At 63.9% G+C, this 21,703-nt stretch carries 13 protein-coding genes and 1 CRISPR repeat array (1 of these 14 only partly in view); of the genes, 7 read left to right on the top strand and 6 right to left on the bottom strand.

Features of this window, described 5'->3' with window-relative positions:
* Positions 1-1,532: a CRISPR direct-repeat array (repeat unit 29 nt; unit sequence GCGTTCCCCGCAGGCGCGGGGATGAACCG); it reaches 572 nt to the left of the window's first position.
* 158 nt (positions 1,533-1,690) lie between these two features.
* Positions 1,691-3,268 carry a hypothetical protein gene (locus QZ634_RS01855; protein WP_291985071.1) on the bottom strand — a complete coding sequence of 526 codons (1,578 nt, stop codon included), beginning with the start codon at positions 3,266-3,268 and terminating at the stop codon, positions 1,691-1,693.
* 153 nt (positions 3,269-3,421) lie between these two features.
* Here QZ634_RS01855 and QZ634_RS01850 point away from each other — a divergent pair, with 153 nt between their 5' ends.
* The 7 genes from QZ634_RS01850 to QZ634_RS01820 all read left to right on the top strand — a co-directional run bounded on the left by QZ634_RS01850 (position 3,422) and on the right by QZ634_RS01820 (position 14,352).
* A complete protein-coding gene (locus QZ634_RS01850) occupies positions 3,422-3,700 on the top strand; it encodes a CopG family transcriptional regulator (RefSeq protein WP_291987945.1) in 279 nt (92 codons plus the stop codon).
* Positions 3,701-4,146: 446 nt separating this feature from the next.
* Positions 4,147-7,737 carry a DEAD/DEAH box helicase gene (locus QZ634_RS01845; RefSeq protein ID WP_291985069.1) on the top strand — a complete coding sequence of 1,197 codons (3,591 nt, stop codon included), beginning with the start codon at positions 4,147-4,149 and terminating at the stop codon, positions 7,735-7,737.
* A 92-nt stretch (positions 7,738-7,829) separates the two neighbouring features.
* Entirely contained in the window at positions 7,830-9,503 is a 1,674-nt protein-coding gene (gene sulP, locus QZ634_RS01840) for a sulfate permease (protein ID WP_291985067.1), read from the top strand.
* Positions 9,504-9,555: 52 nt separating this feature from the next.
* Positions 9,556-10,683, top strand: a complete 1,128-nt coding sequence (locus tag QZ634_RS01835) for a toll/interleukin-1 receptor domain-containing protein (protein ID WP_291985065.1) — start codon at positions 9,556-9,558, stop codon at positions 10,681-10,683.
* A 494-nt stretch (positions 10,684-11,177) separates the two neighbouring features.
* Positions 11,178-12,425 carry a site-specific integrase gene (locus QZ634_RS01830; RefSeq protein ID WP_291985062.1) on the top strand — a complete coding sequence of 416 codons (1,248 nt, stop codon included), beginning with the start codon at positions 11,178-11,180 and terminating at the stop codon, positions 12,423-12,425.
* A complete protein-coding gene (locus tag QZ634_RS01825; RefSeq protein WP_291985060.1) occupies positions 12,419-13,330 on the top strand; it encodes a tyrosine-type recombinase/integrase in 912 nt (303 codons plus the stop codon). The genes QZ634_RS01830 and QZ634_RS01825 overlap by 7 nt, the downstream gene beginning before the upstream one ends.
* On the top strand, positions 13,327-14,352 hold the full coding sequence (locus tag QZ634_RS01820; RefSeq protein ID WP_291985058.1) for a tyrosine-type recombinase/integrase: 1,026 nt from the start codon (positions 13,327-13,329) through the stop codon (positions 14,350-14,352). The genes QZ634_RS01825 and QZ634_RS01820 overlap by 4 nt, the downstream gene beginning before the upstream one ends.
* A gap of 346 nt (positions 14,353-14,698) precedes the next feature.
* On the opposite strand, the gene QZ634_RS01815 is transcribed toward QZ634_RS01820, so the two are convergent.
* From QZ634_RS01815 to QZ634_RS01795, 5 genes are all read right to left on the bottom strand, one after another.
* Positions 14,699-16,324 (bottom strand): DUF1254 domain-containing protein, encoded by a 1,626-nt coding sequence (locus QZ634_RS01815; protein ID WP_291985056.1) that lies wholly within the window; start codon positions 16,322-16,324, stop codon positions 14,699-14,701.
* Between the two features lie 45 nt (positions 16,325-16,369).
* Positions 16,370-17,809: a DUF1254 domain-containing protein gene (locus QZ634_RS01810; protein ID WP_291987942.1), complete on the bottom strand. Its 1,440-nt coding sequence runs from the start codon at positions 17,807-17,809 to the stop codon at positions 16,370-16,372.
* Positions 17,810-18,380: 571 nt separating this feature from the next.
* The gene (locus QZ634_RS01805) at positions 18,381-19,394 is read right to left on the bottom strand and encodes a tyrosine-type recombinase/integrase (protein ID WP_291985053.1); all 1,014 of its coding nucleotides are present in this window, start codon (positions 19,392-19,394) and stop codon (positions 18,381-18,383) included.
* The gene (locus tag QZ634_RS01800) at positions 19,387-20,364 is read right to left on the bottom strand and encodes a tyrosine-type recombinase/integrase (protein WP_291985051.1); all 978 of its coding nucleotides are present in this window, start codon (positions 20,362-20,364) and stop codon (positions 19,387-19,389) included. Before QZ634_RS01800 ends, QZ634_RS01805 begins: the two co-directional genes overlap by 8 nt.
* Positions 20,361-21,614: a site-specific integrase gene (locus QZ634_RS01795; RefSeq protein WP_291985049.1), complete on the bottom strand. Its 1,254-nt coding sequence runs from the start codon at positions 21,612-21,614 to the stop codon at positions 20,361-20,363. The genes QZ634_RS01800 and QZ634_RS01795 overlap by 4 nt, the downstream gene beginning before the upstream one ends.
* Between the last annotated feature and the right edge of the window lie 89 nt (positions 21,615-21,703).

Here is a 21,703-nt window from a genome sequence, read left to right as displayed (position 1 = left end):
GAACCGCGCTCCTGCTCTCGTCGCGACATCTTCGTGGCGCGTTCCCCGCAGGCGCGGGGATGAACCGCACGGGAGTCGCGCCCGCCGCGGCCGTGTCTGGCGTTCCCCGCAGGCGCGGGGATGAACCGGTAACGCGTCGGTAAAAACTGTCGTCGTCGCTGCGTTCCCCGCAGGCGCGGGGATGAACCGGATTGTAACTTCTACCTGGTCGGCAGGCATCGGCGTTCCCCGCAGGCGCGGGGATGAACCGCTGCATCCGTGATTTACCTAGCCCGGTATCTGGCGTTCCCCGCAGGCGCGGGGATGAACCGCGGTTTGCAGGGCCAACGCGTTGATGCAGCCAGCGTTCCCCGCAGGCGCGGGGATGAACCGCAGCACAAGCGGAAACCGCCCTGGCCGCCGCCGCGTTCCCCGCAGGCGCGGGGATGAACCGTCGATCCGCGCTTTAAGGCGATAGTCGATCAGGCGTTCCCCGCAGGCGCGGGGATGAACCGTTCATCGATCTGCGCCGCCTGCGCGATCACATGCGTTCCCCGCAGGCGCGGGGATGAACCGAATCCAGATGCGGTCGCGCTTGTGAGGCGCTCGCGTTCCCCGCAGGCGCGGGGATGAACCGCGGGCGAGTTCTTCGGGGATGTTCCGGCATCGGCGTTCCCCGCAGGCGCGGGGATGAACCGTCACTGTTCCAGTAGATGCGGCAGGAGCGGCCGCGTTCCCCGCAGGCGCGGGGATGAACCGTTAAGCGGGGGTGTTGTTATGTTGCTATTCCAGCGTTCCCCGCAGGCGCGGGGATGAACCGTGGATCGCCGACGGTTATACAGGGTGCCAATCGCGTTCCCCGCAGGCGCGGGGATGAACCGTCGGCATGGCTACGTTCGTGAGGTGCAAGGTCGCGTTCCCCGCAGGCGCGGGGATGAACCGTAGTCGGCCGGCTCGTAGTGGCTTCCCTCGTTGCGTTCCCCGCAGGCGCGGGGATGAACCGCCCTACGCGGACATGCTGCGCTTTGCGCCGTGGCGTTCCCCGCAGGCGCGGGGATGAACCGCCACGGAATTAATTGAGGAACTGAAACAACGCGCGTTCCCCGCAGGCGCGGGGATGAACCGCAACCAGATTGCGGTGCACAGTGGTCTTGATGGCGTTCCCCGCAGGCGCGGGGATGAACCGTCCATATGCGCGGTCACCAGATGATGGGTTTTGCGTTCCCCGCAGGCGCGGGGATGAACCGTTATAGCGGAGCGACGCGTGGCGCGATTACGGGCGTTCCCCGCAGGCGCGGGGATGAACCATCGTCGGCAGGCGCTGTTCGTTGCGGAATACCGCGTTCCCCGCAGGCGCGGGGATGAACCGGCTTCGGACGCAACGGACGCACCATGCGAGCGGCGTTCCCCGCAGGCGCGGGGATGAACCGTGGCGTCACAGCATCGCCAGGCGCTACAGACTAGCGTTCCCCGCAGGCGCGGGGATGAACCGTTTTTTCGGATAGCTTCGCGCTGCTCTGGCTTGCGTTCCCCGCAGGCGCGGGGATGAACCACCATGGCCACCTACGTATTCCCCTGGCTGTCTCGAAGACTGCTTGACAGGAAAATGACCGGCCGGCGGAAAAGCGTAGGTGACTTTTGGATGGTTTGCTGTAGTACGAACGCGCTACAGTTGTTTCTTGCTTATGAAATTCCCCCGCAGGAATTGTCTCTATTGCGCGAATGATTCTGACATGTTGAAAGCGGCTGGAAAGTCGATACGGCGGCAGCGGACGGCGGCCCACATTGCTTTGACGCCGTTTTGCGTGACGCGGTAGAGGCGAGAGTTGGTGACCTTGGCGATCAAGCCATGGCCGCGCAGTTTAGCGATCAGGCGGCTGGTTCGATGCGTGCGCCGCTTGCCTTCGGCCGTGTTGTTGGGAGGGGCGGAGTAAAGCTTGGCCTGGAGATCGCGGTTGCGGAAGCCATTGATGGCGAACTCGCCGGCCAGCAGCGAGGTGAACAGAGCGACGTTCTCCGCGGTGACCGGGTTGAAAGCGGCGACATGCCGACCGGCCTTGCTCTGTGACCGGCACAGGCGATCGATAGCCTCGATCGCCTGACCTTGAAGGGGAGCATTGGCCAAGGCGTCGATCAGGCGCGAGTTGGCACCGTGAGCGACTTCGGCGTAGCGCCAGAAATTCGAGACCCCTTTGCGCATCGGCGACCACCGGCAGACGACCTGACCCTCGGCATTTTCGGACGAGGTGAGGATTTTGAACTCTGCCGGATTGTTGAGGGTGGTCTCGATTCTCAAGACGTTGAGATGATCGTAAAGTTTGACGGAGTTGCGTCGGATACGGAACTTGATCCGGCAACCTTCAGGCCGCTTCTTGCTGTCGATCACGACTTCGCCCGTGAAGAGGTGATGAGGTTTTTGGCCAAGAAAGCGCATGACGTCAGTGGCGCCGAAGCCGGTGATGGCGGCATGGACGAGGTGCTGGTGGATCCGTTCGAGATCGGCTCTGGACTTGAACAGGATATCGGTGGCCACTTCTGCCTGGTCGATGCCGAACCAGTAGCCGTCGAACTTCGCCGCGGCGATGGCCGGCAAGAGCGGATTGACGCGGGCCACCTGGCGAATCAGGAACGCCGGCCAGTCGGTGTGATTGAACTGCTCGGCGAGTGCCGCCGTGGCCTCGAAATCCGACACCCAGAGAATCTTGTTGTCGCTACGCTCGAAGGCCACACCCACTTGCGGCAGTTGCCGACACAGCCACTCGCGGCCATTGACGTAAATCTGAATGGCGTACGGCGCCCAGGTCTGGATACGCACGTGCATCCAGCCAAAAACCGGGTCGATCAGATACCAGTACAGGTGCAGGCAGCGGCGATTGCGCCGGACGACTTCCAGACGTTGTGTCTTGCGATTGCCGGCAACGGCGAACGAGACGCACGGTTCGAGAACCGAGAAGATGCAGACCAGGCCTTCGCTGATGCCGTCCTGCTCGGCGATGGCTCGGGCCATCGCTTCCTTCGATCGACCGCTGGCGTGCGTGTGCGCGGAGACGAGAAAGTGGTAGGGACGCCCCGCCTCTTCGGCGGTCGTCTTGGCGTGTTGGATGAGCGTTTCGGTTTCGCTTTCGAAGAACTTCCCGGCATCCTTGAGCAGCACGCCTCGCTTGGACAGGTAGCGGCCAAACGCACCATCCGGAAACATCGAGGTCAGGTAGCCCTTGAAGATGATCCGGTCGAACCCTTCGACCACACCCAGGATTGACTCTTCGTGCTTCTTGAGGAAAATGTCCATGTCGCCTCGCTTGCCGTGCGGTGGTCTACCTCCTACGTGGGGTTGAGGATATTGTCCTCGCAAATTAAATCCGGCGGTATCGGGGGCGACACCTCCTTTTGGTTGCGGCCAACGGCCGCGCTAAGCAACGACTGGAGTCAGCCATGCCCACGACTGACAACCATCCGTTTGCCAAAAGGCCTCAAAGCTCGCGTTGCCGAAGCCGCCAAACATGCCGGTACAACATCCCATGCTTTCATCCTCGCCGCCATTGCGGTGAAGGCGGAGCAGGAAGAACGGCGCGCGGACTTCAGTCAGGTCGCCGAAAATCGCCACGCCCGAATCGCGGCCTCTGGTGAAACGATTCCCTGGCAGGAAATACGTGCCTTTCTCGAAGAACGTCTTGCCGGCAATGCGGTGCCCGCACCGACAACACGGCAGCGCCAGCGCTGAAAATATCGCGAGTCGAGCCGGAGGGCGGGGCTTGTCGGTGACTTAGGCGGCCTGGCCATCAGAGCGGCAGCTCCAGCCCCGCCAGCGCCGCCACCCACCACGCACTCCAGACCGTCACTGCGAGTGAGCGTAGCGACGCGGCAGTCCAGCAAACCGGCGGGCGGGCGACCACTGCCCTCGCTATACCTGGAGAACGCAGCGGAAGCCATGCCGATTGCCACCTCGAGCGCCTTGCCACGCCCTCGATTGCTTCGCTGCGCTCGCCGTGGCGGCGCTAGCCGTTCGTCCCGCGCGTCGCTAAAATGCCGGGAGCTTGAAATCGACTATCCCCGCTACCGCACGCCCTGATTTTTTTTGCGGCGCACAAGAAGCGCCACGAGAAAGAATTCCGCCATGGACAAAGCCCGCGCCTCCCTTCCTGCCGCACCGACGCCGGCGCCAAGCCCGTGGTAAGCCGCGCGGCCTTTGGCCAGACCTGGTGGGGCGAGCAGTGGCTCGACGCGCTGACCCATATCGACTACGACAACCGCTTGCCGCGCGGGCGCAGCTATGCCAACAAGGGGGCGGTGAAGAACCTGACGGTGAGCGGCGGCACGATCGCCGCGAGCGTCAAGGGCTCGCGCGTGCGGCCGTACCGGGTGAGCATCGCGGTGCCGCCGATGGCCGCGCGCGACGTCACTCGCCTGCTCGAGCGGATTGCCGCCGACCCGGCGCTGATCGCCGGCATGCTCAACGGCAAGCTCGATCCGGCGCTGCTGGCGCTGGCCGGCGAACTGGGCGTCGCCGTTTTTCCGACGCGCTGGCAGGATCTGGCGATGGACTGCTCGTGCCCGGACTGGGCGGTGCCGTGCAAGCACCTGGCGGCGGCGATCTACCTGCTCAGCCGGGAGATCGACGGCAATCCCTTCCTGGTCTTTTCGCTGCGCGGCGTCGACCTCACCGCGGCCCTGAAAGGACACGGTATTCACCTCGACGACGATGCCGGCGCCGCGCTGCCGACGCTGGGCGAGCTGCTGCCGCCCGGCGACGAGCGAACCGAAGCCGATACCGGGCTGCTCGACAGGCTCGATTTCTCCCTCGTGCCGGAGCTTTCCGAAGCGCTGCTGCGCGTCCTGCCGGAGCGGCCGCCGTTCTTCGCTGCCGGCGATTTCCGCGCGACGCTGGGTCGTGCGCTGGCGCGCGTCGCAAAAGCGGCGCGCAAGGCGCTCGACGTCGTGCCGGGCGACGGAGCGGGCTACGCAACGGGCGACCAAACCGGCGACGCCGCCGCCCTGCTCTCACCGGACGACCGGCCCGTCGTGCTCCTCGACGCGAATCACGCCGCGACACTGAGCAGCGTCGCCGGGATCAGCGACTGGCCGCAGCTGGTCGCGGCGCTGGGCGAGCTGGCGCCGGCCCGCCTGCCCGACTTCCAGCCCGAACTGGCGGCGTTGCAGCCGTTGCGCCTGCTCGCCCTGCACCTGCTCGCGCGCGGCGCCGTGGTGCCGCAGATTCTTGCGCTGAAGGGCCAGGCAGTGGCACTGCGCTGGCTGCCGGCGACCCTCGACCCGGCCGTGCGGGCGCTGTTGCAGCGCGTGCAGGCGGCCCTTCCACCGGGCCGGGTGACGGTGCGCGAAGGCCGCAAGACGCTGCCGCTGAGCGCCGAGGCGCAGGCGACCGTCCTCTGTTCGCTGTTTCTCGATCACTTCATCCACGCGTGGAGCACGGCCGACGGCGACAAGGCTGCCGGCGACAAGACGCTGGCGCTGTTTTTCCTCGGCGGTCGGGCGCTCTACGACGGCCCCGGCGAAGGATCGGTCGCTGCCGGTATCCACGCCTGGCTGGCGCGCTTTCACCTCGCCCGTCGCGAGCACGCGCCGGTGCTGTGCCTCGACGACGGAGCCGCGCAAGCGGATGAGCATGGTGAGCACGATGAGCACGATGAGCGCGCGGGGCACGATGACGACGGCGACCCCTTCGAGCTGACCCTGGCCGCGGAAAGCGGCGCGGCGCTGCAGCCGCCGGTGGCGCTGGCGACGGTGCTCGCCGACCCGGCCTGGGCGCAGGCGCGCTTCGCCGTTCTGCAAACGGTTTCCCTGCTCGCCGAGTTCTACCCGCCGCTCAACGCCTACGTCAGCGCCGGCGCGCGCACGCCGCTGCGCATTGCCGCCGACGCGCTGCCCGCTTTCCTCTTCGACACGCTGCCGGTCGTTCGCCTGCTCGGCATCCGCGCGCTGCTGCCCAAGGCGCTGGAGCGCCTGCTGCGACCGCGCCTGTCGCTGCAGGTCAAGGGCCAGGCGAGTGACGGTGGCGGCTTCCTCAACGCCGACGACGTTTTCGCTTTCGACTGGCGGGTGGCGGTCGGCGACCAGCTGCTGACGCAGGAAGCGTTCGAGGAACTGGTGCGCGACGCTACCGGCGTGATCCGTTTCAAGGGCACCTACGTCTATCTCGACCCGAACGAGATCGAGCGCCTGCGCGCGCAACTGGCGCGCCCGCCGGCGCTGTCGGGAAGCGAGCTGCTGCGCGCCGCGCTCGCCGGCGAATATGCCGGCGCGACGATCGGCCTCGACGACGCCGCACAACGCCTCCTGCAACAGCTGCGGGAAGCCGGCGACGTCGAACTGCCGGACGCCATAGAGGCGACGTTGCGTCCCTACCAGCAGCGCGGCTACGCCTGGCTCTACCGCAACGCCTGCCTCGGTTTCGGCAGCGTCATCGCCGACGACATGGGGCTCGGCAAGACGCTGCAGGTGATCGCCACGCTGCAGAAGCTGCGCGACGACGGCGCGCTGGACGACGCCAAGGCGCTGGTCATCGTCCCGACCAGCCTGCTCACCAACTGGCAGAAGGAGATCGCCCGCTTCGCGCCGACGCTGAGCGTCGCCGTCTTTCACGGCACCCGGCGCGAACTGGCGACCCGCCAGGGAGCACAGCGCCCGGACGTACTGCTCACCACCTACGGCATCGCGCGCAGCGAGGCCGCGGCGCTCAAGGCGCTCGCCTGGCGGGTGCTGGTGGTCGACGAAGCGCAGAACATCAAGAACCCGGCGACCGCGCAGACGCGGGCGGTGAAGGCGATCCCGGCGGGCAGCTTCATCGCCATGAGCGGCACGCCGGTGGAGAACCGCCTCTCCGAGTACTGGAGCATCATGGACTTCGCCAACCGCGGCTACCTCGGCAGGCTGCCGCAGTTCGTCAGGGAGTATGCCGTTCCGATCCAGACGCATCGCGACCAGCAGGCGGTCGAGCGCTTCCGGCGGGTCACCGCGCCCTTCCTGCTGCGCCGGCTGAAGTCCGACCGCACGATCATCGACGACCTGCCGGACAAGATCGAGCAGGACCAGTACTGCAGCCTGTCCGCCGCGCAGAGCGCGCTCTACGAGTCGGTGGTCCAGGAAGGTTTGCGCGTCATCGCCGGCGAGTCGGACACCTTCCGGCGCCAGGGCCTGGTGTTGCAGATGATTCTGGCACTGAAGCAGATCTGCAACCATCCGGCGCAGTACCTGAAGCAGGGGCAAGCCGGCGCCGCGCTCTCCGGCAAGGCGGAACGCTTCCTCGAACTGATCGACGAGATTCACGCCAGCCACGGCAAGGTGCTGGTATTCACCCAGTTTCGCGAAATGGGCGAACTGCTCGCCGGCTGGCTGCGCCAACGCTACGCGCGCGAGCCGCTGTTCCTGCACGGGGGGCTGGCGCGCGGCCGCCGCGACGCGCTCGTCGAGCGTTTCCAGAACGATCGCACCGAGCAGGTCTTCCTGCTCTCGCTGAAGGCCGGCGGCACCGGTCTCAACCTCACCGCCGCGTCGAGCGTGATTCACTACGACCTGTGGTGGAACCCGGCCGTCGAAGCGCAGGCGACCGACCGCGCCTACCGCATCGGCCAGCAGCAGAACGTGCAGGTGCATCGCCTGATCACGCGGGCGACCTTCGAGGAACGCATCAACGACATGATCCGCGCCAAGCGCGAGCTCGCCGAGCTGACCGTCGGCAGCGGCGAACAGTGGATCGGCCAGCTTGGCCGGGACGAGCTGGCGGCGCTGTTCACGCTGCACTGACCAGCGGCGAGCGAAAGCCCGCAGCGCGGCACACGCGGTAAGATGGGCGCAGCGCCCGCGGGCGCCTGGCGGACAAGGAGAAAACGGCAACGATGCTGATCTGGCTGCGGCACTATCGACGCGACATGCTCGCCGGCGATATCGGCGCCGGCGTCATTGTCACGCTGATGCTGATTCCGCAGAGCATGGCCTACGCGCTGGTCGCCGGCCTGCCGCCGGTCACCGGCCTTTACGCCAGCATCCTGCCACCGCTCGCCTACGCGCTGTTCGGCAGCAGCATGGTGCAGTCGGTGGGGCCGATGGCCATCACCTCGCTGATGATCGGAACATCGCTGGCAAGCCTGGCACCACCGGGATCGGCGCTGAGCATGGTTCTCGCCGGCCAGATGGCGCTGATCGCCGGCGCGATCCTCCTGCTGAGCGGCGTTTTCCGCCTCGGTTTCGTCGCCGGCTTCCTCAGCCGGCCAGTGATGAGCGGTTTTACCAGCGGCGCCGCGCTGCTCATCGCCAGCGGTCAGGTCGAATCGCTGCTCGGCGGGCCACTGGCGAGCATCCATCTGCCGAGTGCGAGCATCGGTCTGGCTTCGCTGCTCGCCCTGTGGCTGGCGAAGACCTTTCTGGCACGCGCGCTGAACGCCCTTGGCGCGTCGCCGAAAGCGGCGGAAATCCTCGCCAAGCTGGCGCCGGTGCTGGTCCTGGTCGCGGCCACGGCCGCCGTCGCCCTCCTCGACCTGGCGCAGGCCGGGGTCAGGGTCGTCGGCGAGATTCCCTCCGGACTGCCGGCGATCGCGCTGGCCGTGTCGGCCGAGCATTGGCAACCCCTGCTCAGGCCCGCGCTGCTGATCGCCTTCATGATCTTCCTGTCCAGCCAGTCGGCTGCGCAGTCGCTGGCTCACCGGCGCGGCGAAAGAATCGTCAGCAACCGCGAGTTGCTCGGACTCGGCGCCGCCAACCTGGCCAGCGCGGTGTCCGGCGGCTTCGCGGTCACCGGCAGCATTTCGCGCTCGGCGGTCAACTACGCCGCCGGCGCCAACACGCCGCTGGCCAGCGTTATTTCCGCCGGCCTGATCGTCCTCGCGCTGCTCGTGCCGACCACCTGGATATCGTGGCTGCCCTTGCCGGCGCTGGCGGCGACGATCATTCTCGCCGTCCTCGGGATGATCGACCTGGCAACCTTGCGCGTCGCCTGGCGCCATGACCGCAGCGACGCTGCAGCGCTACTGGCGACCACCGCCGGCGTGCTGCTGCTGGGGGTCGAGGAAGGCGTCATTCTCGGCGTCGTCCTGTCGCTGGCGACGGTCATCTGGCGCGCCAGCCGGCCGCATATCGCGGTCATCGGCCGGATCCCCGGCAGCGAGCACTTTCGCAACGTCGAACGACATCGCGTCGAGACGCTCCCCGAGCTGCTCATGTTGCGTATCGACGCCGACCTCTTCTTCGGCAATGTCGATGCCATCGTCGACCACCTCGAACACCTGCTCAAGGAGCGCGCGGCAGAGGGGCAGTCGACGCGCGACGTGCTGCTGGTGATGTCGGCGGTGAGCAGTATCGACACCACCGGCCTCTACGTCCTCAACGAGATCAACCGCAGCCTGCACGGGCAGTCGATCAACCTGCACCTGAGCGAAGTCAAGGGGCCGGTCATGGACCGCCTGCAACGCAGCGAGCTGCTCAAACGGCGACTCGGCGGGCGGGTGTTCCTGAGTACGGCCGAAGCCTTCAACCACTTCACCGAGCAGGCGGCGCGGGAAACCTGGTGCATTTGATGCCGGCAAACGTGACCGATACGGCCCGCGCCTGCGTCATCAGGCGCAGCCGATGACCGATCGTCAGCGGCCATCCGTCCTGGTCATCGGCACCGGGTGGACCAACGCCGCCAAACGCCGCGTCGCGCGCATGATCGGCGCGACGCTGGCCGACGCCGGCCTGGGGCTCATCGCCGGCAATTCCACGGGCGTCGACCATTGGGTTGCCGACGCCTTCTGCGCAGCGCTCAGGGAACGCGGCGAAACGCCACAGGGCGCTTTCTGGCAGATCTCGCTGGGCTGGGGCCGGCTCTTCGAGCGCGGCGGTTTGCCGCTGCCCGGCTACGCGGCCGACGACGGATGCATCGTTGCCGTGGACGACGTCGAGGCCTGGAAGCGCGAAGCGATCAGCCGCTGTGCTGCCGCCGTGATGGTCGGTGGCGGGCGTGGCGCGCTGGACATCGCGCGGCGCATCATCGATCAGGGAAAACCCGTCTTTCCCCTGCCCTTCATGGGCGGACTCACCGGCAACTCGGACTCGGTCTTCCAGGAAATCCTCAAGACCTGGGAAGGCCACCCGGTCCCTGGAGTGAGCCGCACGCAGTTTCTGCAGCTCGCCGAGCCATGGGTGAGCGGCACCGGCCAGTTGGGCAATCTGCTGCGCGGCACCCTCGCCGCAACGCCCGACGTCTTCATTTCCTACCGTCGCAGCGATGCGCCGGCGGCGGCCGGACGCATTGCCAACGATCTCTCCGAGCATTTCGGTGGGCGGCGGGTTTTTCTCGACATCAGCGACATTGCGCCCAGCCATGCCTGGGATGACTCGATCGACGACGCGCTGCAGGCGTGCAAGGCCGGTGTCGTGGTCATCGGCCGATCGTGGCTGCTGGCCGGCGCCGACGGCCGCACGCCACGCCTGCACGAAACCGGCGATGTCGTCTGCAAGGAGATTGCGGACCTGATCAGGCAGGGCAAGGCCATCTTTCCGCTGCTCGTCGAGGGTGCCCGCCTGCCCGAGGCGGCGGAACTTCCGCAGGAGTTGCGCGCGCTCCTGCGCTTCCAGGCGACGACGATCGACAACCCCGGCTGGGGAACGACGATGCAGTTGCTGATCCGCGAGATCGAAGCGGTCGTTCGTCAGCAGCAGAACGCTGGCGGCAAGCAGGCGGGTCGAACAAGCGGGTCAAGCGTGGACACCTGAAGGCGCCCCACCCGCCCGCACGCCCGCACGCCCGCACGCCCGTCATTGCGAGGAGGCGACGCCGACGCGGCAATCCAGTTCCCTCCTCTTACTGTCTTCCGCCGCATCGACCACGCGAAGCGCAAAACCTCTGGATTGCCGCGTCGGCTGCGCCTCCTCGCAATGACGGTGGCGGGGGATGGTTGCCCGGATTTGGCGACGCGGGCAAAGCGGGTATGCAGCGGGCGAAATCGAGCCACCGCACGGGTTTCACGCTGCTTGCAGGGCCGCCAAAAGCCTCATCGGGAATGCCGCACGACGCTCGCCACAACCAACAAGTAATGCGGTGCACCGCATTACTTGTTTAATGCGGAGTTGAAGATTATGCAGAGCCAAGGAGTCTGAACGGTAAGATTTTCCTGTTGAATCAGGAGAGCATGGCGGCAGCCCAGGCTGATCCACTCCACATAATATCGATGGTCATCCGGCCAAAGGTATCCATGAAAGGAGAGGTCATGTTCGAGAGATTTTTCGATTCTTGTGTACGAATTCGAGCGCTTCGCGGCGGTCCTGGCGGAGATTCGCTCGCTGGCTTTGCGGAAGCGCTGAGCGAGGCGGGGTATGCGCGCATTACGGCTCGTAGGCATATTCGTGGGGCGGAACACTTTCTGTATTGGGCAGGCAAGGCGGGCATAGCGGCCGACGGTTTTGACGATCAGGTGGTTTCACGCTTCGCTCTTCATCTGAAGCAGTGTCGGTGCCCAGGCTACGCTCATGGCAACCGGCGCGACGTGTTGCGTGGGGCGCGCTTGTTTGTGGAACAGGCTCAGCGGGCGGGCAGCGGTGTCGCCTGCGCGACGACACGGGGCTCTACCGAACCGGTTTTGCTCTGCGCATTCGAGCAGTGGATGCGTGAGCAACGCGGAACCTGTGCGGCGACCTTGTATAACTACAGCATCCCGCTGCGGCGGTTGATCGCTCGTGTCGGCGGTGATCCGCGTCGTCTGGATGCGCAGGGTTTGCGGCAGTTTGTCCTTGAAGCAGTCCAGAAGTCCGGGTGGGCGGCGGCCAAGAAGTGTACAACAGCGGTGCGCATGTTCCTGCGTTTTCTGATCGCTGAAGGTCAGTGCCCCGCGGGTCTGGATGCGGCGATTCCGGTTGTCGCGCATTGGCGTCTTTCGTCGCTACCACGCTATCTGCCAAGTGATGACGTGGAGCGTGTGATCGCTTCGTGCAATCTGAGCACTCCGCTCGGGAAGCGCGATCGCGCCATTTTGCTTCTGTTGGCCCGCCTTGGCCTTCGCGCTGGTGACATTGTTGAACTGCGGTTGGCCGATATCGACTGGAAGGGCGCCTGGATTACGGTCTGCGGGAAGAGCCGACACACCACACGCTTTGCGCTTACCCAAGAGGTCGGCCAAGCCGTTGCGGATTACCTGCTGGAGGGACGACCACGAAGCGATGTCGACGCCGTTTTTCTTCGTGCTCGTGCGCCGTTTCGAGGCTTCGCGAATCATTGTGCCGTCTCCGTGATCGTCGAACAAGCGATGCGCCGAGCTCAGGTCAAATGCCCCAGCCGGGGCGCTGCCCATGTACTTCGTCACTCGCTGGCTGCCTCAATGTTGCGGCAAGGAGCTTCGTTACAGGATATCGCCACGGTGCTGCGCCACCGCTCGATCGAGACCACGCAGATTTACGCCAAGGTGGATGTCAGCGCTTTGCGGCAGATTGCCCAACCCTGGTCGGAGATGCCATCATGTTAAGGAAGGCGGTAGAGTCGTATCTGGCTGTGCGCCGCGCGTGCGGATTCGCGCTGCATTCCGAGGGCCACCTGCTGAACAGCTTCGCGGCTTTCTCCAGCGCGAGAGGCGAAGAGCACGTTTGCTCACGAATCGCCATCGAGTGGGCCGGACTTTCCCAAACGCTTCACCAACGCGCCCGCCGGCTCGGCGAGGTGATCCGCTTTGCCCGCTACATGCGAGCGGAAGACCCACGCCATGAGCTACCCGAGCCCGTTTTTGGTGGCGAGTCGCGGCAAAGGCCAACGCCTTACATCCTCTCCAGAAATGAAGTGGAGCGCTTGGTGGCGGCAGCGTTTCAGCCGGTTTACCAGGGCTTGCGGCGCGACACTTACAGCACGCTGTTCGCGTTACTTGCCTGCACAGGCCTTCGCGTCTCGGAGGCGATCGGCTTGTGCTATGAGGACGTCACCGCTGATGGGCTGGTGATTCGATCCTCCAAATTCCGCAAGAGCCGCCTCGTTCCGCTCCATGACACCGCCCAAGCGCACCTCGCGCGCTATCTCGAACGACGACGTCGTCAGCCTCCATTCGATGATCCTCACCTATTCGTCTCCATGCATCGAAAGCCGCTGCGCTTGGGGAATGTCGAATCCGCATTCCAAACGGCCGCCCGGAAAATCGGTCTGCCACGCAACCGCGGACAGCCTCGTGCGACGCCGCATTCGCTGCGCCATACCTTCGCCGTCCGGGCCCTGGAGACTTGTCCGGATGATCGCGATCACATCACGCAACATCTGTTGTCGCTGTCAACTTATCTCGGTCATGCCCAGGCGGCCAACACCTATTGGTACCTTGAAGCAACGCCGGAGCTGATGCGAAACATCGCCGAGCGGTGCGAACGCTTCCTCACCGGAGAGCGGCCATGACCACGACTCCGATCGCACCCCACATCACGGCCTTTCTCCAACAACGCCTGCCCATCGAACGGAATGCCAGCGACAACACCTGTGAGTCGTACGCCTACGCATTCAAGCTGCTGTTCGAGTACGCCAGCGATCGCCTCAAGGTGGCACCCTGTGCGCTCAACCTTGAGCAGCTCGACGCCGGTCTGGTAAGCGCCTTCCTGAATCACCTGGAAACCACGCGCGGCAATGGAGCGACGTCGAGAAATACGCGCCTTGCCGCGATCCGCTCGTTCATGCGTTTCATGGCTTATCGCGTTCCTTCGGCGATGGAGCAGATTCAGCGCGTCCTGGCGATTCCGCTCAAGAAGGCCGATACGCGGCTGGTTCGTCACCTTACGGGTGATGAAATGCAAGCGCTTTTGAACGCGCCCGTGCCCGACCATCGAGAAGGGATCCGCGACCGCGCCATGCTCCATCTTTGCTATGCGGCAGGATTGCGCGTGTCGGAGTTGGTCGGCTTGCAACTGGCCGATCTGAGTTTACAGCCGCAGGCAAGCGTACTCGTTCATGGTAAGGGCAGAAAAGAACGTTGCTTGCCGTTGTGGAAGGAAACCACCTCCGCACTACGTGCATGGTTGGCGGTACGCGGAGACATGCGGGTGCCAGAACTGTTTGTGAATGCTCAAGGCGAAGCGATGACACGTTCCGGCTTCGAGTACATCCTGCATAAACACGTGGCAACGGCAACGCAGCACTGTCCCTCGCTGTCGACCAAACGCGTAAGCCCTCATGTCTTGCGACACACCTGCGCGCTGACGGTCTTGCAGGCGACCAAGGATCTCCGAAAAGTATCTCTTTGGTTAGGGCATACGCATCTCCAGACCACCGAGATGTACACCCGCGTCGATCCGTCGGTAAAGCTCGAAGCACTTGAATCCATCATCCCGCCGAAACTACGCTACGGGCGCTTCAAGGCGACCGATCACCTGATCGCCCTGCTCAAGACCCGCTCCCTTATGCGCAGTGAACAGCCCAAGAAATAGCATCAAATCAGAGCCTCTGACCACGGGGCTCTGCATAATCTTCAACTCCGCATTAAACAAGGCTCTCGTCGAATGCCCTTCGATCAGTTCGCTTGCGTGTGCCCTGCGAGAGAAATGGCGAGGTCAGGCGCAGCGGAACGCAAAAAACCGCGTCAAGTCTGGATCGAGTGCCGATATCGGTTTCCCCACCCGCCAAGCTCGCGAAGAGCGCTAGATGTTTCGATCAGGCGCGGCCGGTTACGACCCAAAGGCGACCTTCAGGCTCTTAGAAAGCGGACCTCCAACGTCCGGCATGCAGCAGCCGGCGCCGTCGTCGCTCCGCTGCAGCCGTTGTTAGCTGGCTCGGTTACCGAACCAATTCGATCTCACTCGGCCGCCACTCCTTGGTGAAGAACGGCTCAAGCGGGCTGTATAGCCGCAATATGACGAACCAGCCCTTGGCCGGATCCGTTTGAATCCAGTTGCCACGTTTCACGCCTTTGGGCTGTGTCGGGCCGATGTAGACCGTCGTCGAGCCGTCGGCAGCAACTTCGGCTGACGGTGATGGGTAGCCCTGGCTGCCGGCCCGTGGGAAGCGCTGCGGGGTCTGCAGCATCGAGCGCGACTGGTTGTCGTACAAAATTAGCGACCAGAAGGCCCGGGCAGGAATGCCTTTGGGGAGCGTGACCTTGTAGGTCTTGCTGCCGTCGTAGGGATTGCCCGCAGAGTCCAGGAAGCCCATGAGGTACTGGGAGCCGACGCCTGGGATGTTCATGATCATGCCGGGTGAATCAAGCGTGTAGGCATAATAGAACGCCGTCCGCGAATCCAGCGTTCGGGCCCCAGTGGGCGGATACGGCTTGAACATGCCTTCCTTGGTGAAAGCGGGCGGCGGGGTTTCGAAAAATGCACCGCCTTCCCACAGCATGTTGCCCCACATCGAGTTGGGGTAGTATGCCCATTCTGGATGCACCACGGCGTAGCGCCAGTTCAGCGTGCGGCCAGCGGCGCTGCCAACTGCGGCGGCATCGGTGAGGATCTTTTTCATCCGCGCATCGGGCTTGAACGGCTTGCCGTGCTGGATGCCAATGGCAGCCAGCTGTCCCGCGAGTTCTACGTCGTTGCTGGTGGCCGGCTCCTGCTGCACGTTTTCATTGATCATTTCGAAGAAGCCGAAGTCACTCGGCGGAATCGTATTAAATGCTTTGCCACTGGCTTCAACGAACTTGGTTTCCGGGATTGGCGCGTTCTGCGCCAGCCGGACGGTACCCTCAAGCGCTGTGGCAATGCTCGTGCCCAGGCCTCCCGGCGTGTACGGATAAAGCTTCAGGTTCTTCTTGATGTTTTCGACGGCCGGCTTCGGATCGTTGTTTACGAGGAACGCGCGGGCTCCATACAGCACGCGGTTCGTTTTCGAGTGGGCGATAAAATAGCCGCCTTCGGGAAGCGGCCCATCGTAACCCGGCGGCACGATCAGATATTTACCACCCGCACCACGGTCAGGACCGGGTTTGCCGATGTCGATAATCCACGAGAACCACATATCGTTGAGCGTGCCCAGTCCCTCGGGCGGTTGCTCGAGCACCATCGGGCCTTTCGACAGATTAATAATTCCCAGGTAATAGACCGTATCGGTGTTGGGGGTGAGGAACAACGACCTGCTATCCATCAGCTCCGAAAAGATGATGATCGTGTTGTCCTCCGCGCCGATGCTCTGGAATCCCTTGCCTAGCGCGTAGGCTGACGCCCCGCGGAAACTGTTGTTGTAGGCATTCAATGCACGGGTGAAATCCAGAGTGTCGCGCACCTTTTCAGCGGTTTCCACGGTCGGCACGCCGTCCTTGTATTCGAGTGTGCCGATGCGGCTCTCAACTCTATCGGGCGTGGTGATCTCAACGGGAATCTTCGTGGTCGACTGTGCCGCGACCAGACCAGGCAAGGCGACCAGAAAAGAAGACATCAATAGCATTGATCGTTTAGGGCATTTGTTCATTGTTGCTCTCCTGAAAATTGATGGAGGGGTCCTTCTGCACTGAGGCTAATCACTCGAACGAACCTGCTTGATCGGTTCTACCTCACCCGGCCGCCAGGTCTTGTTGATCCAGGGTTCCAGGGGCCCATACATGCGCAGGATGGCGAACCAGCTCTTGCCCGGCAGGGTCGCAAGCCAGTTGCCCGCTTTGCCCTTAGGCGCTTCCGGCGCGAAAAAGACGTCGTAGGAGCCATCGGCATTCTGCTTCATCCCCTTGGTCAGACTGCCGACCGTTGGGAACAATTGGCTGGTCTGTAGTTGTGTCCGTGTCTGGGTGTCGTACAGCGTGACGGCCCAGAAATTGTTTACGGGTACCTCGGGTGGCAAGTGCAGCTTGTAAGCCTTCGAACCATCGAAAGGCTTGTCGTCACCGTCCAGAAAGGCCAAGGCGTAATCGGAGCCCTCACCGACATGGGGCGTCGCCATGGCAGGCGTCACACCACCGGCGCTGTAGTAGAACAGCACTCGCGCATCAAGGTTCATCGTGCCATCCGCTTCGAACGATGTGTTCTTGTTCGCATAGGCTGTAACCCAGTTGCTCTTCGTATCGGGATAGATGTACACCCCCCCGATGCGTGGGTCGTAGGTGATGGCGCGCCCAGCAGCATTGCCAAGCGTAGCTGCCTCGGCTAGCAACTTCTTCATCCTGTCATCGGGATTGAATGGCTTGCCTTTGACGATGCCAATGGATGCCATGTAACCGCGAGCCTCCGGCCCGACTGCATCGATCGGCTCTTCCTGAACGATGGTGTTCAAGATCTCGAAGTACTCCAAAGTGCTCGGAAAGATGGTGCTGAACGATCTGCCGGACATGTTGATGAACTGAGTCGGTGCCGGATTGGCTGCATCCTTCAGTGGATAAATCCGCAGCCCGGATTTGAAGTTGTCGACTGCTGCCTTCAGGCCGTCCTTGATCGAACCCCGCAGAAAGAGGAAGTTCTTGTTGGTCGAAGGCTTCAGCAGGAAATACCCTTCTGGTACCTTGCCCTTGTAGCCTGGAGGCAGGACGAGGTATTTGCCGCCCTTGCCCTTGTCCGGCCCGGTGACACCCATATTGCCGACAAACCGCTGCCAGGCATCGTCGAGAAAGCCCAGCATGCCGGGTGGAATTTCGATGACCGTCGGGCCATCGTTGGCCAGGTCCGTGGGGGCATAGGCATACATCGTCGACGTGTTGGACGTAATGACCGGCGTCCGGGAATCCATCAGCTGTTCCCAGATGGCGATCTTGTTGGGTGCATCGGCGCCTTGCTGGGCCATCCCCAGGAGTACGCTGTAGATCGATACGGCGCCGACGTTGTCGAGATAGACCCCGAGTGCACGCGAGCGGTCCAGATAGTCATAGACCAGATCGTTGGTCTTGCCTGTCGGTACGCCGTCGAAGAATGTCAGCTCACCGGCTACTGTCTGGACCTTGTCCGGTATCGATGCCGCCTTCGTTTTCATGGCTTCCCTGAAACTGTCTGCCTGTGCACTAGTACTCGCAATCGTGAACGCGGCGGCAAGTGCGACAACGATAGTGTTTGTTTTCATGGGAGTGGCCCTGCGTTGTTGGTTGGACAGATTTCCGGTCTTCTTGCGTGATATTCCTGCCGGGGCTTAAGCTGCCGCGGCGAGCGGCGAATTGCTGAGGCTGAAGTAGACCGTATCGCGGCTCTTCCGGTCAAGGGTTGCATGTGGGAACGAAGGCGGTGGTAGAAAGTTCACTGCCTTGCAGAGCAGGGCTTCGGCACTTGGATGTCATCGTAATGAGGACTTCAGCATGATGGCATGGACGTCGTCATCTCAAGCTGTGCTTCTTGCGCTTTGACGCGCGCTGACTAATGGCTGCTTTCGGTTCGCTGAGCCTGTTCAACGGCCGGTTTGGAGGACCGGGGCCAATGACTCCTCGTGGCCGTTATGAACATCTATCCATAACGGCCATTATGCATAGTTCCCAGTTATGACCAGTTGCGGTGCGGGCCGCGGCATCGCACGAGCACAGGGTCGGTGTACGATACCTGCGGCCTGCGCATAATTACAGGGTCTTCAGGAACTCGAGCAACGAGTTGGGTGCCTTGTAGCGCCTGATCGCGGCGTCTGGTTCCTGCAGTCTCCCCAGGGCCTGCTCCTTCATCGCGAGGTCAGCTTCGACGTATAGGTGAGTTGTCGTCGGGCTCTCGTGCCCCAGCCACAGCGCGATGACGCTGATGTCTACGCCGGACTGCAAGAGGTGCATTGCCGTCGTGTGGCGGATGAGGTGCGGGGAGACCCGACGCTTGGCAAGCTGCGGCTGCGCTACAGTCGCGGCCTTGACGGCGAGTGTGAGGCGCTGGGTGACGTTGCCACGCGTCATGGCGTGGCCATCGCGGTTGGGCAACAGCGCCGATGTTGGTTGCAGCTGCGGGTTTAGTCGCAGCCACGCCCGAATCTGCTTCACCGTCGATCGCCACAGCGGTACCGTGCGCTGCTTGCGCCCTTTGCCATGCAGTTGCACGCACGCTGCACCGTCAAGCACCACGTCGGCCAGCGTCACGCCGATGATCTCGGAGACCCGGGCGCCGGTGTTGTAGAGCATCCTGATGAGTAGGTGGTCGCGCTGGCTTGTCCAGGACTCGTCCGGCTTGCCGATGATCGCCAGCATCTCCTCGCGCGTCAGGAAGCCCAACATCGGCCGCTCGAAACGCTTCATCGGCACGGCTAGCGCCATCTCGACGGCATGCAAGGCGCTCATGTCGCGCCGACCGGCGAACTTCAGGAACGCGCGCAGCGCCGCCAGCCGGGCATTGCGGCTCCTCACCGCATTGCCGCGCTCGCACTCGAGGTGGTCGAGGAAGGCCAAGATCAGCCCCGGCGTGATCTCCTCGAGCCGGATCTCGGTAGGCTGCTTGCGCAGCCGCACCTGGGCGAAGTTCAGAAACAGCAAGAAGGCATCGCGATACGCGGCAACTGTGCGTGGGCTCATCGCCCGCTGCTGCTGCAAGTGCTCGGCGAAGAACGCCTGTACCAGGGCCGCGAAGCTGGGCGCCTGGACTGAATCGGGCTTAACCATCGTCGTCCTCCTCGGCTTCGTACGGATCGACGAAGTGCTCGAAGCGCCTGCTCACCACTTGCAGGAGTTCGGGCGTGCCCGTGAGGTACCAGTACGTGTTGGAGACCTTGGCGTGGCCCATGTAGGTCGACAACGCCAGCATGTGCTCGTGCACGTTCTCGCCCTGCTCATGCCAGCGCAACAGGCGGCGCACCGCAAAGCTGTGGCGCAGATCGTGGATGCGCGCCGCACCGTGGCCGCCGCGGGAGACCCAGCCCAGTTTCCGGCGCAGCTGATCGAAGATGCGGTGTGCCTGCCGATCACTGAGCGCCCGGCCGAGACGGCGGCCGCGGGTGGCGATGAAGAACCGCCCTTCAGGATCGGCAGGCACATACTTCGTCCGCTCACCGCGGTAAGCGCACAGGGCGGCCACTGCACTGGGGTGCAGCGGCACCAGCCGCGACTTGCCGAACTTGCTGCAGCGGACGGTCAGCAAGCCGACCTTGAGGTCGACATCCGCGTTGACCAGTGCCAGGGCTTCGGAGATGCGCAGACCTGTACAGGCGATCAGCCCGAACAACGTCCGCATGACGGCACTACGCAGTGGCGGCCCGACCTGCCCGGCCGCTTCGAGCAACGCCTCGACCTCCTCGTCGCGGAAGATGTGTGGGGTCAGCCGGCCCGGGACCGGCCCGAAGGTCGCCTCATCGGGCACCTCGGTGGCCGGCTCGAACTGCTGCAGCCAGCGCGTAAACGGCCTGAGCAGACGTAAAGCGCGAGTCGCCGTACCCCGATCACCTTGGCCACCCTTGGCCTGACGCGCCCAGGAAGCCATTAACTCGACGGTGAGCGGCCCGCGGTGACCGGCTGCCTCGGCATAGCGCGCGAACCGGCCGAGCGCTTGACCCATGTAATGAAGTTCGAACCCGAGGCGACGCCGCTCGGCCAGGTACTCCGCGATCCGCTCGGGAAGGGATATGCGCGCGCTCATGCTGCGCTCCCGGGCCAGGGCAACGCCACTTCAGCCAAGGCAACGCGATCGGTCTTCGCGTAGATGAGAGAGGTGTTCAGCGAGCGGTGGCGCAGCACGTCGGCGACTTCCTTGATCGAGCCGCCGCTGTTGACCAGCCGACAGGCCAAGGTGTGGCGCAGCGCGTGTGCCCGGCCATGCGGGATACCGGCACGGCTGAAGGCGTCGCGGATCACCCGCCGGATGGCATGAACGCTCACCGGCGCATCGTGCGGTGCTATGCAGCGTACGAACAGGGATCGGTTGCTGGTAGCCGGTCGCTCATGCCGCAGGTAGGCCTCCAGCGCCTTGCCCGTGAGTACCGGCAGCGGCAGGACATCCTGGCGGCGAGACTTCGTCCGCCTCAGCGTGAGCGTGCCGTGCGGCCAGTCGATGTCGTCCAACTGCAGCCGGTTGATCTCGATACAACGAAGGCCCAGATCAAGCGCCAAGCGGACGACCGCATAGCCGCGCTTGGGCGAGCGCAGCGTCTGGCTGAATGAGCTCAGGACACGGCCGACCTCATCGGGCTGCAGCGCTTGCGGCAGCGACGCATGAGCCCAGTTGGCGGGCGAGGCGATGACGCCCAGCAGCGTTTGCACCGGATCGCCGCAAGTGGAGCGCCAGCGCAGATAGTCACGCACGGCGGCGTTGATGGTCACCGCGTTGCTGATCGTGTTGCGCAGCTCCAACTGCTCGCCGACGAAGCGGCGGATGTCCTCCGGCCGCAGCTTGCGCAGATCCAGAGGGCGGCCTGCGAATTTGTGCACCAGTAGCCGCTCGATGATCCGCAGTCGGACGGAACGGGTGCCGCTCGCCAGCCCGCGGGTATCGAGCATGTAAGCGTCGTAGTGACTCAGTTCTTCGGCGATCGGACCCGACGCCGTCGGCAAGTCAGCGATCACGCCGCGCTGGCGAAGGATGGCCAGCAGGGGCATCAAGGCAGCATGTGCCTCGCGCGGATGCCGCATCACCGGCGCTCTGCAACCACAGTGTGGCAGGTGCTCCTGGAGAAATTGATCGATGCGGCTCTCGTCGAGCTTGGCCACCGGCAATCGGCACAGCGACATCCAGTGAGCGAAGTGTGAGACGGCGTTCAGACATCGCTGGCTTGTGCTGGATGCGTAGCGGCCGCGCTCCAGTCGTTCGCGGTAGGCCGGCACATACGCGGCCAGCGGACCATTGAGCAACCAGCCTCGCAGCGTCAGATGCAAGGAGGGGATCTTGGGCATGGTAATCTCCTATCCGGAAGAGGAGTTACCGTGCTGCTCCTGCGCCGGACTTATGTCCAGCCCAAGGCTCGTCAACGCTTCAGATTAGG

The sequence above is a fragment of the Candidatus Accumulibacter sp. ACC007 genome (assembly GCF_907163205.1).
GTDB classification, from domain to species: domain Bacteria; phylum Pseudomonadota; class Gammaproteobacteria; order Burkholderiales; family Rhodocyclaceae; genus Accumulibacter; species Accumulibacter regalis.
This window is presented reverse-complemented; position numbering and strand designations above follow the sequence as displayed.

Excerpts from the sequence above, each read along its gene's own strand:
- QZ634_RS01800 (WP_291985051.1), bottom strand. The coding sequence starts at position 20,364 with ATGAGCGCGCGCATATCCCTTCCCGAGCGGATCGCGGAGTACCTGGCC.
- QZ634_RS01805 (WP_291985053.1), bottom strand. The coding sequence starts at position 19,394 with ATGGTTAAGCCCGATTCAGTCCAGGCGCCCAGCTTCGCGGCCCTGGTA.
- QZ634_RS01815 (WP_291985056.1), bottom strand. The coding sequence starts at position 16,324 with ATGAACAAATGCCCTAAACGATCAATGCTATTGATGTCTTCTTTTCTG.
- QZ634_RS01820 (WP_291985058.1), top strand. The coding sequence starts at position 13,327 with ATGACCACGACTCCGATCGCACCCCACATCACGGCCTTTCTCCAACAA.
- sulP (WP_291985067.1), top strand. The coding sequence starts at position 7,830 with ATGCTGATCTGGCTGCGGCACTATCGACGCGACATGCTCGCCGGCGAT.
- QZ634_RS01795 (WP_291985049.1), bottom strand. The coding sequence starts at position 21,614 with ATGCCCAAGATCCCCTCCTTGCATCTGACGCTGCGAGGCTGGTTGCTC.
- QZ634_RS01855 (WP_291985071.1), bottom strand. The coding sequence starts at position 3,268 with ATGGACATTTTCCTCAAGAAGCACGAAGAGTCAATCCTGGGTGTGGTC.
- QZ634_RS01810 (WP_291987942.1), bottom strand. The coding sequence starts at position 17,809 with ATGAAAACGAAGGCGGCATCGATACCGGACAAGGTCCAGACAGTAGCC.
- QZ634_RS01825 (WP_291985060.1), top strand. The coding sequence starts at position 12,419 with ATGTTAAGGAAGGCGGTAGAGTCGTATCTGGCTGTGCGCCGCGCGTGC.
- QZ634_RS01835 (WP_291985065.1), top strand. The coding sequence starts at position 9,556 with ATGACCGATCGTCAGCGGCCATCCGTCCTGGTCATCGGCACCGGGTGG.
- QZ634_RS01830 (WP_291985062.1), top strand. The coding sequence starts at position 11,178 with ATGTTCGAGAGATTTTTCGATTCTTGTGTACGAATTCGAGCGCTTCGC.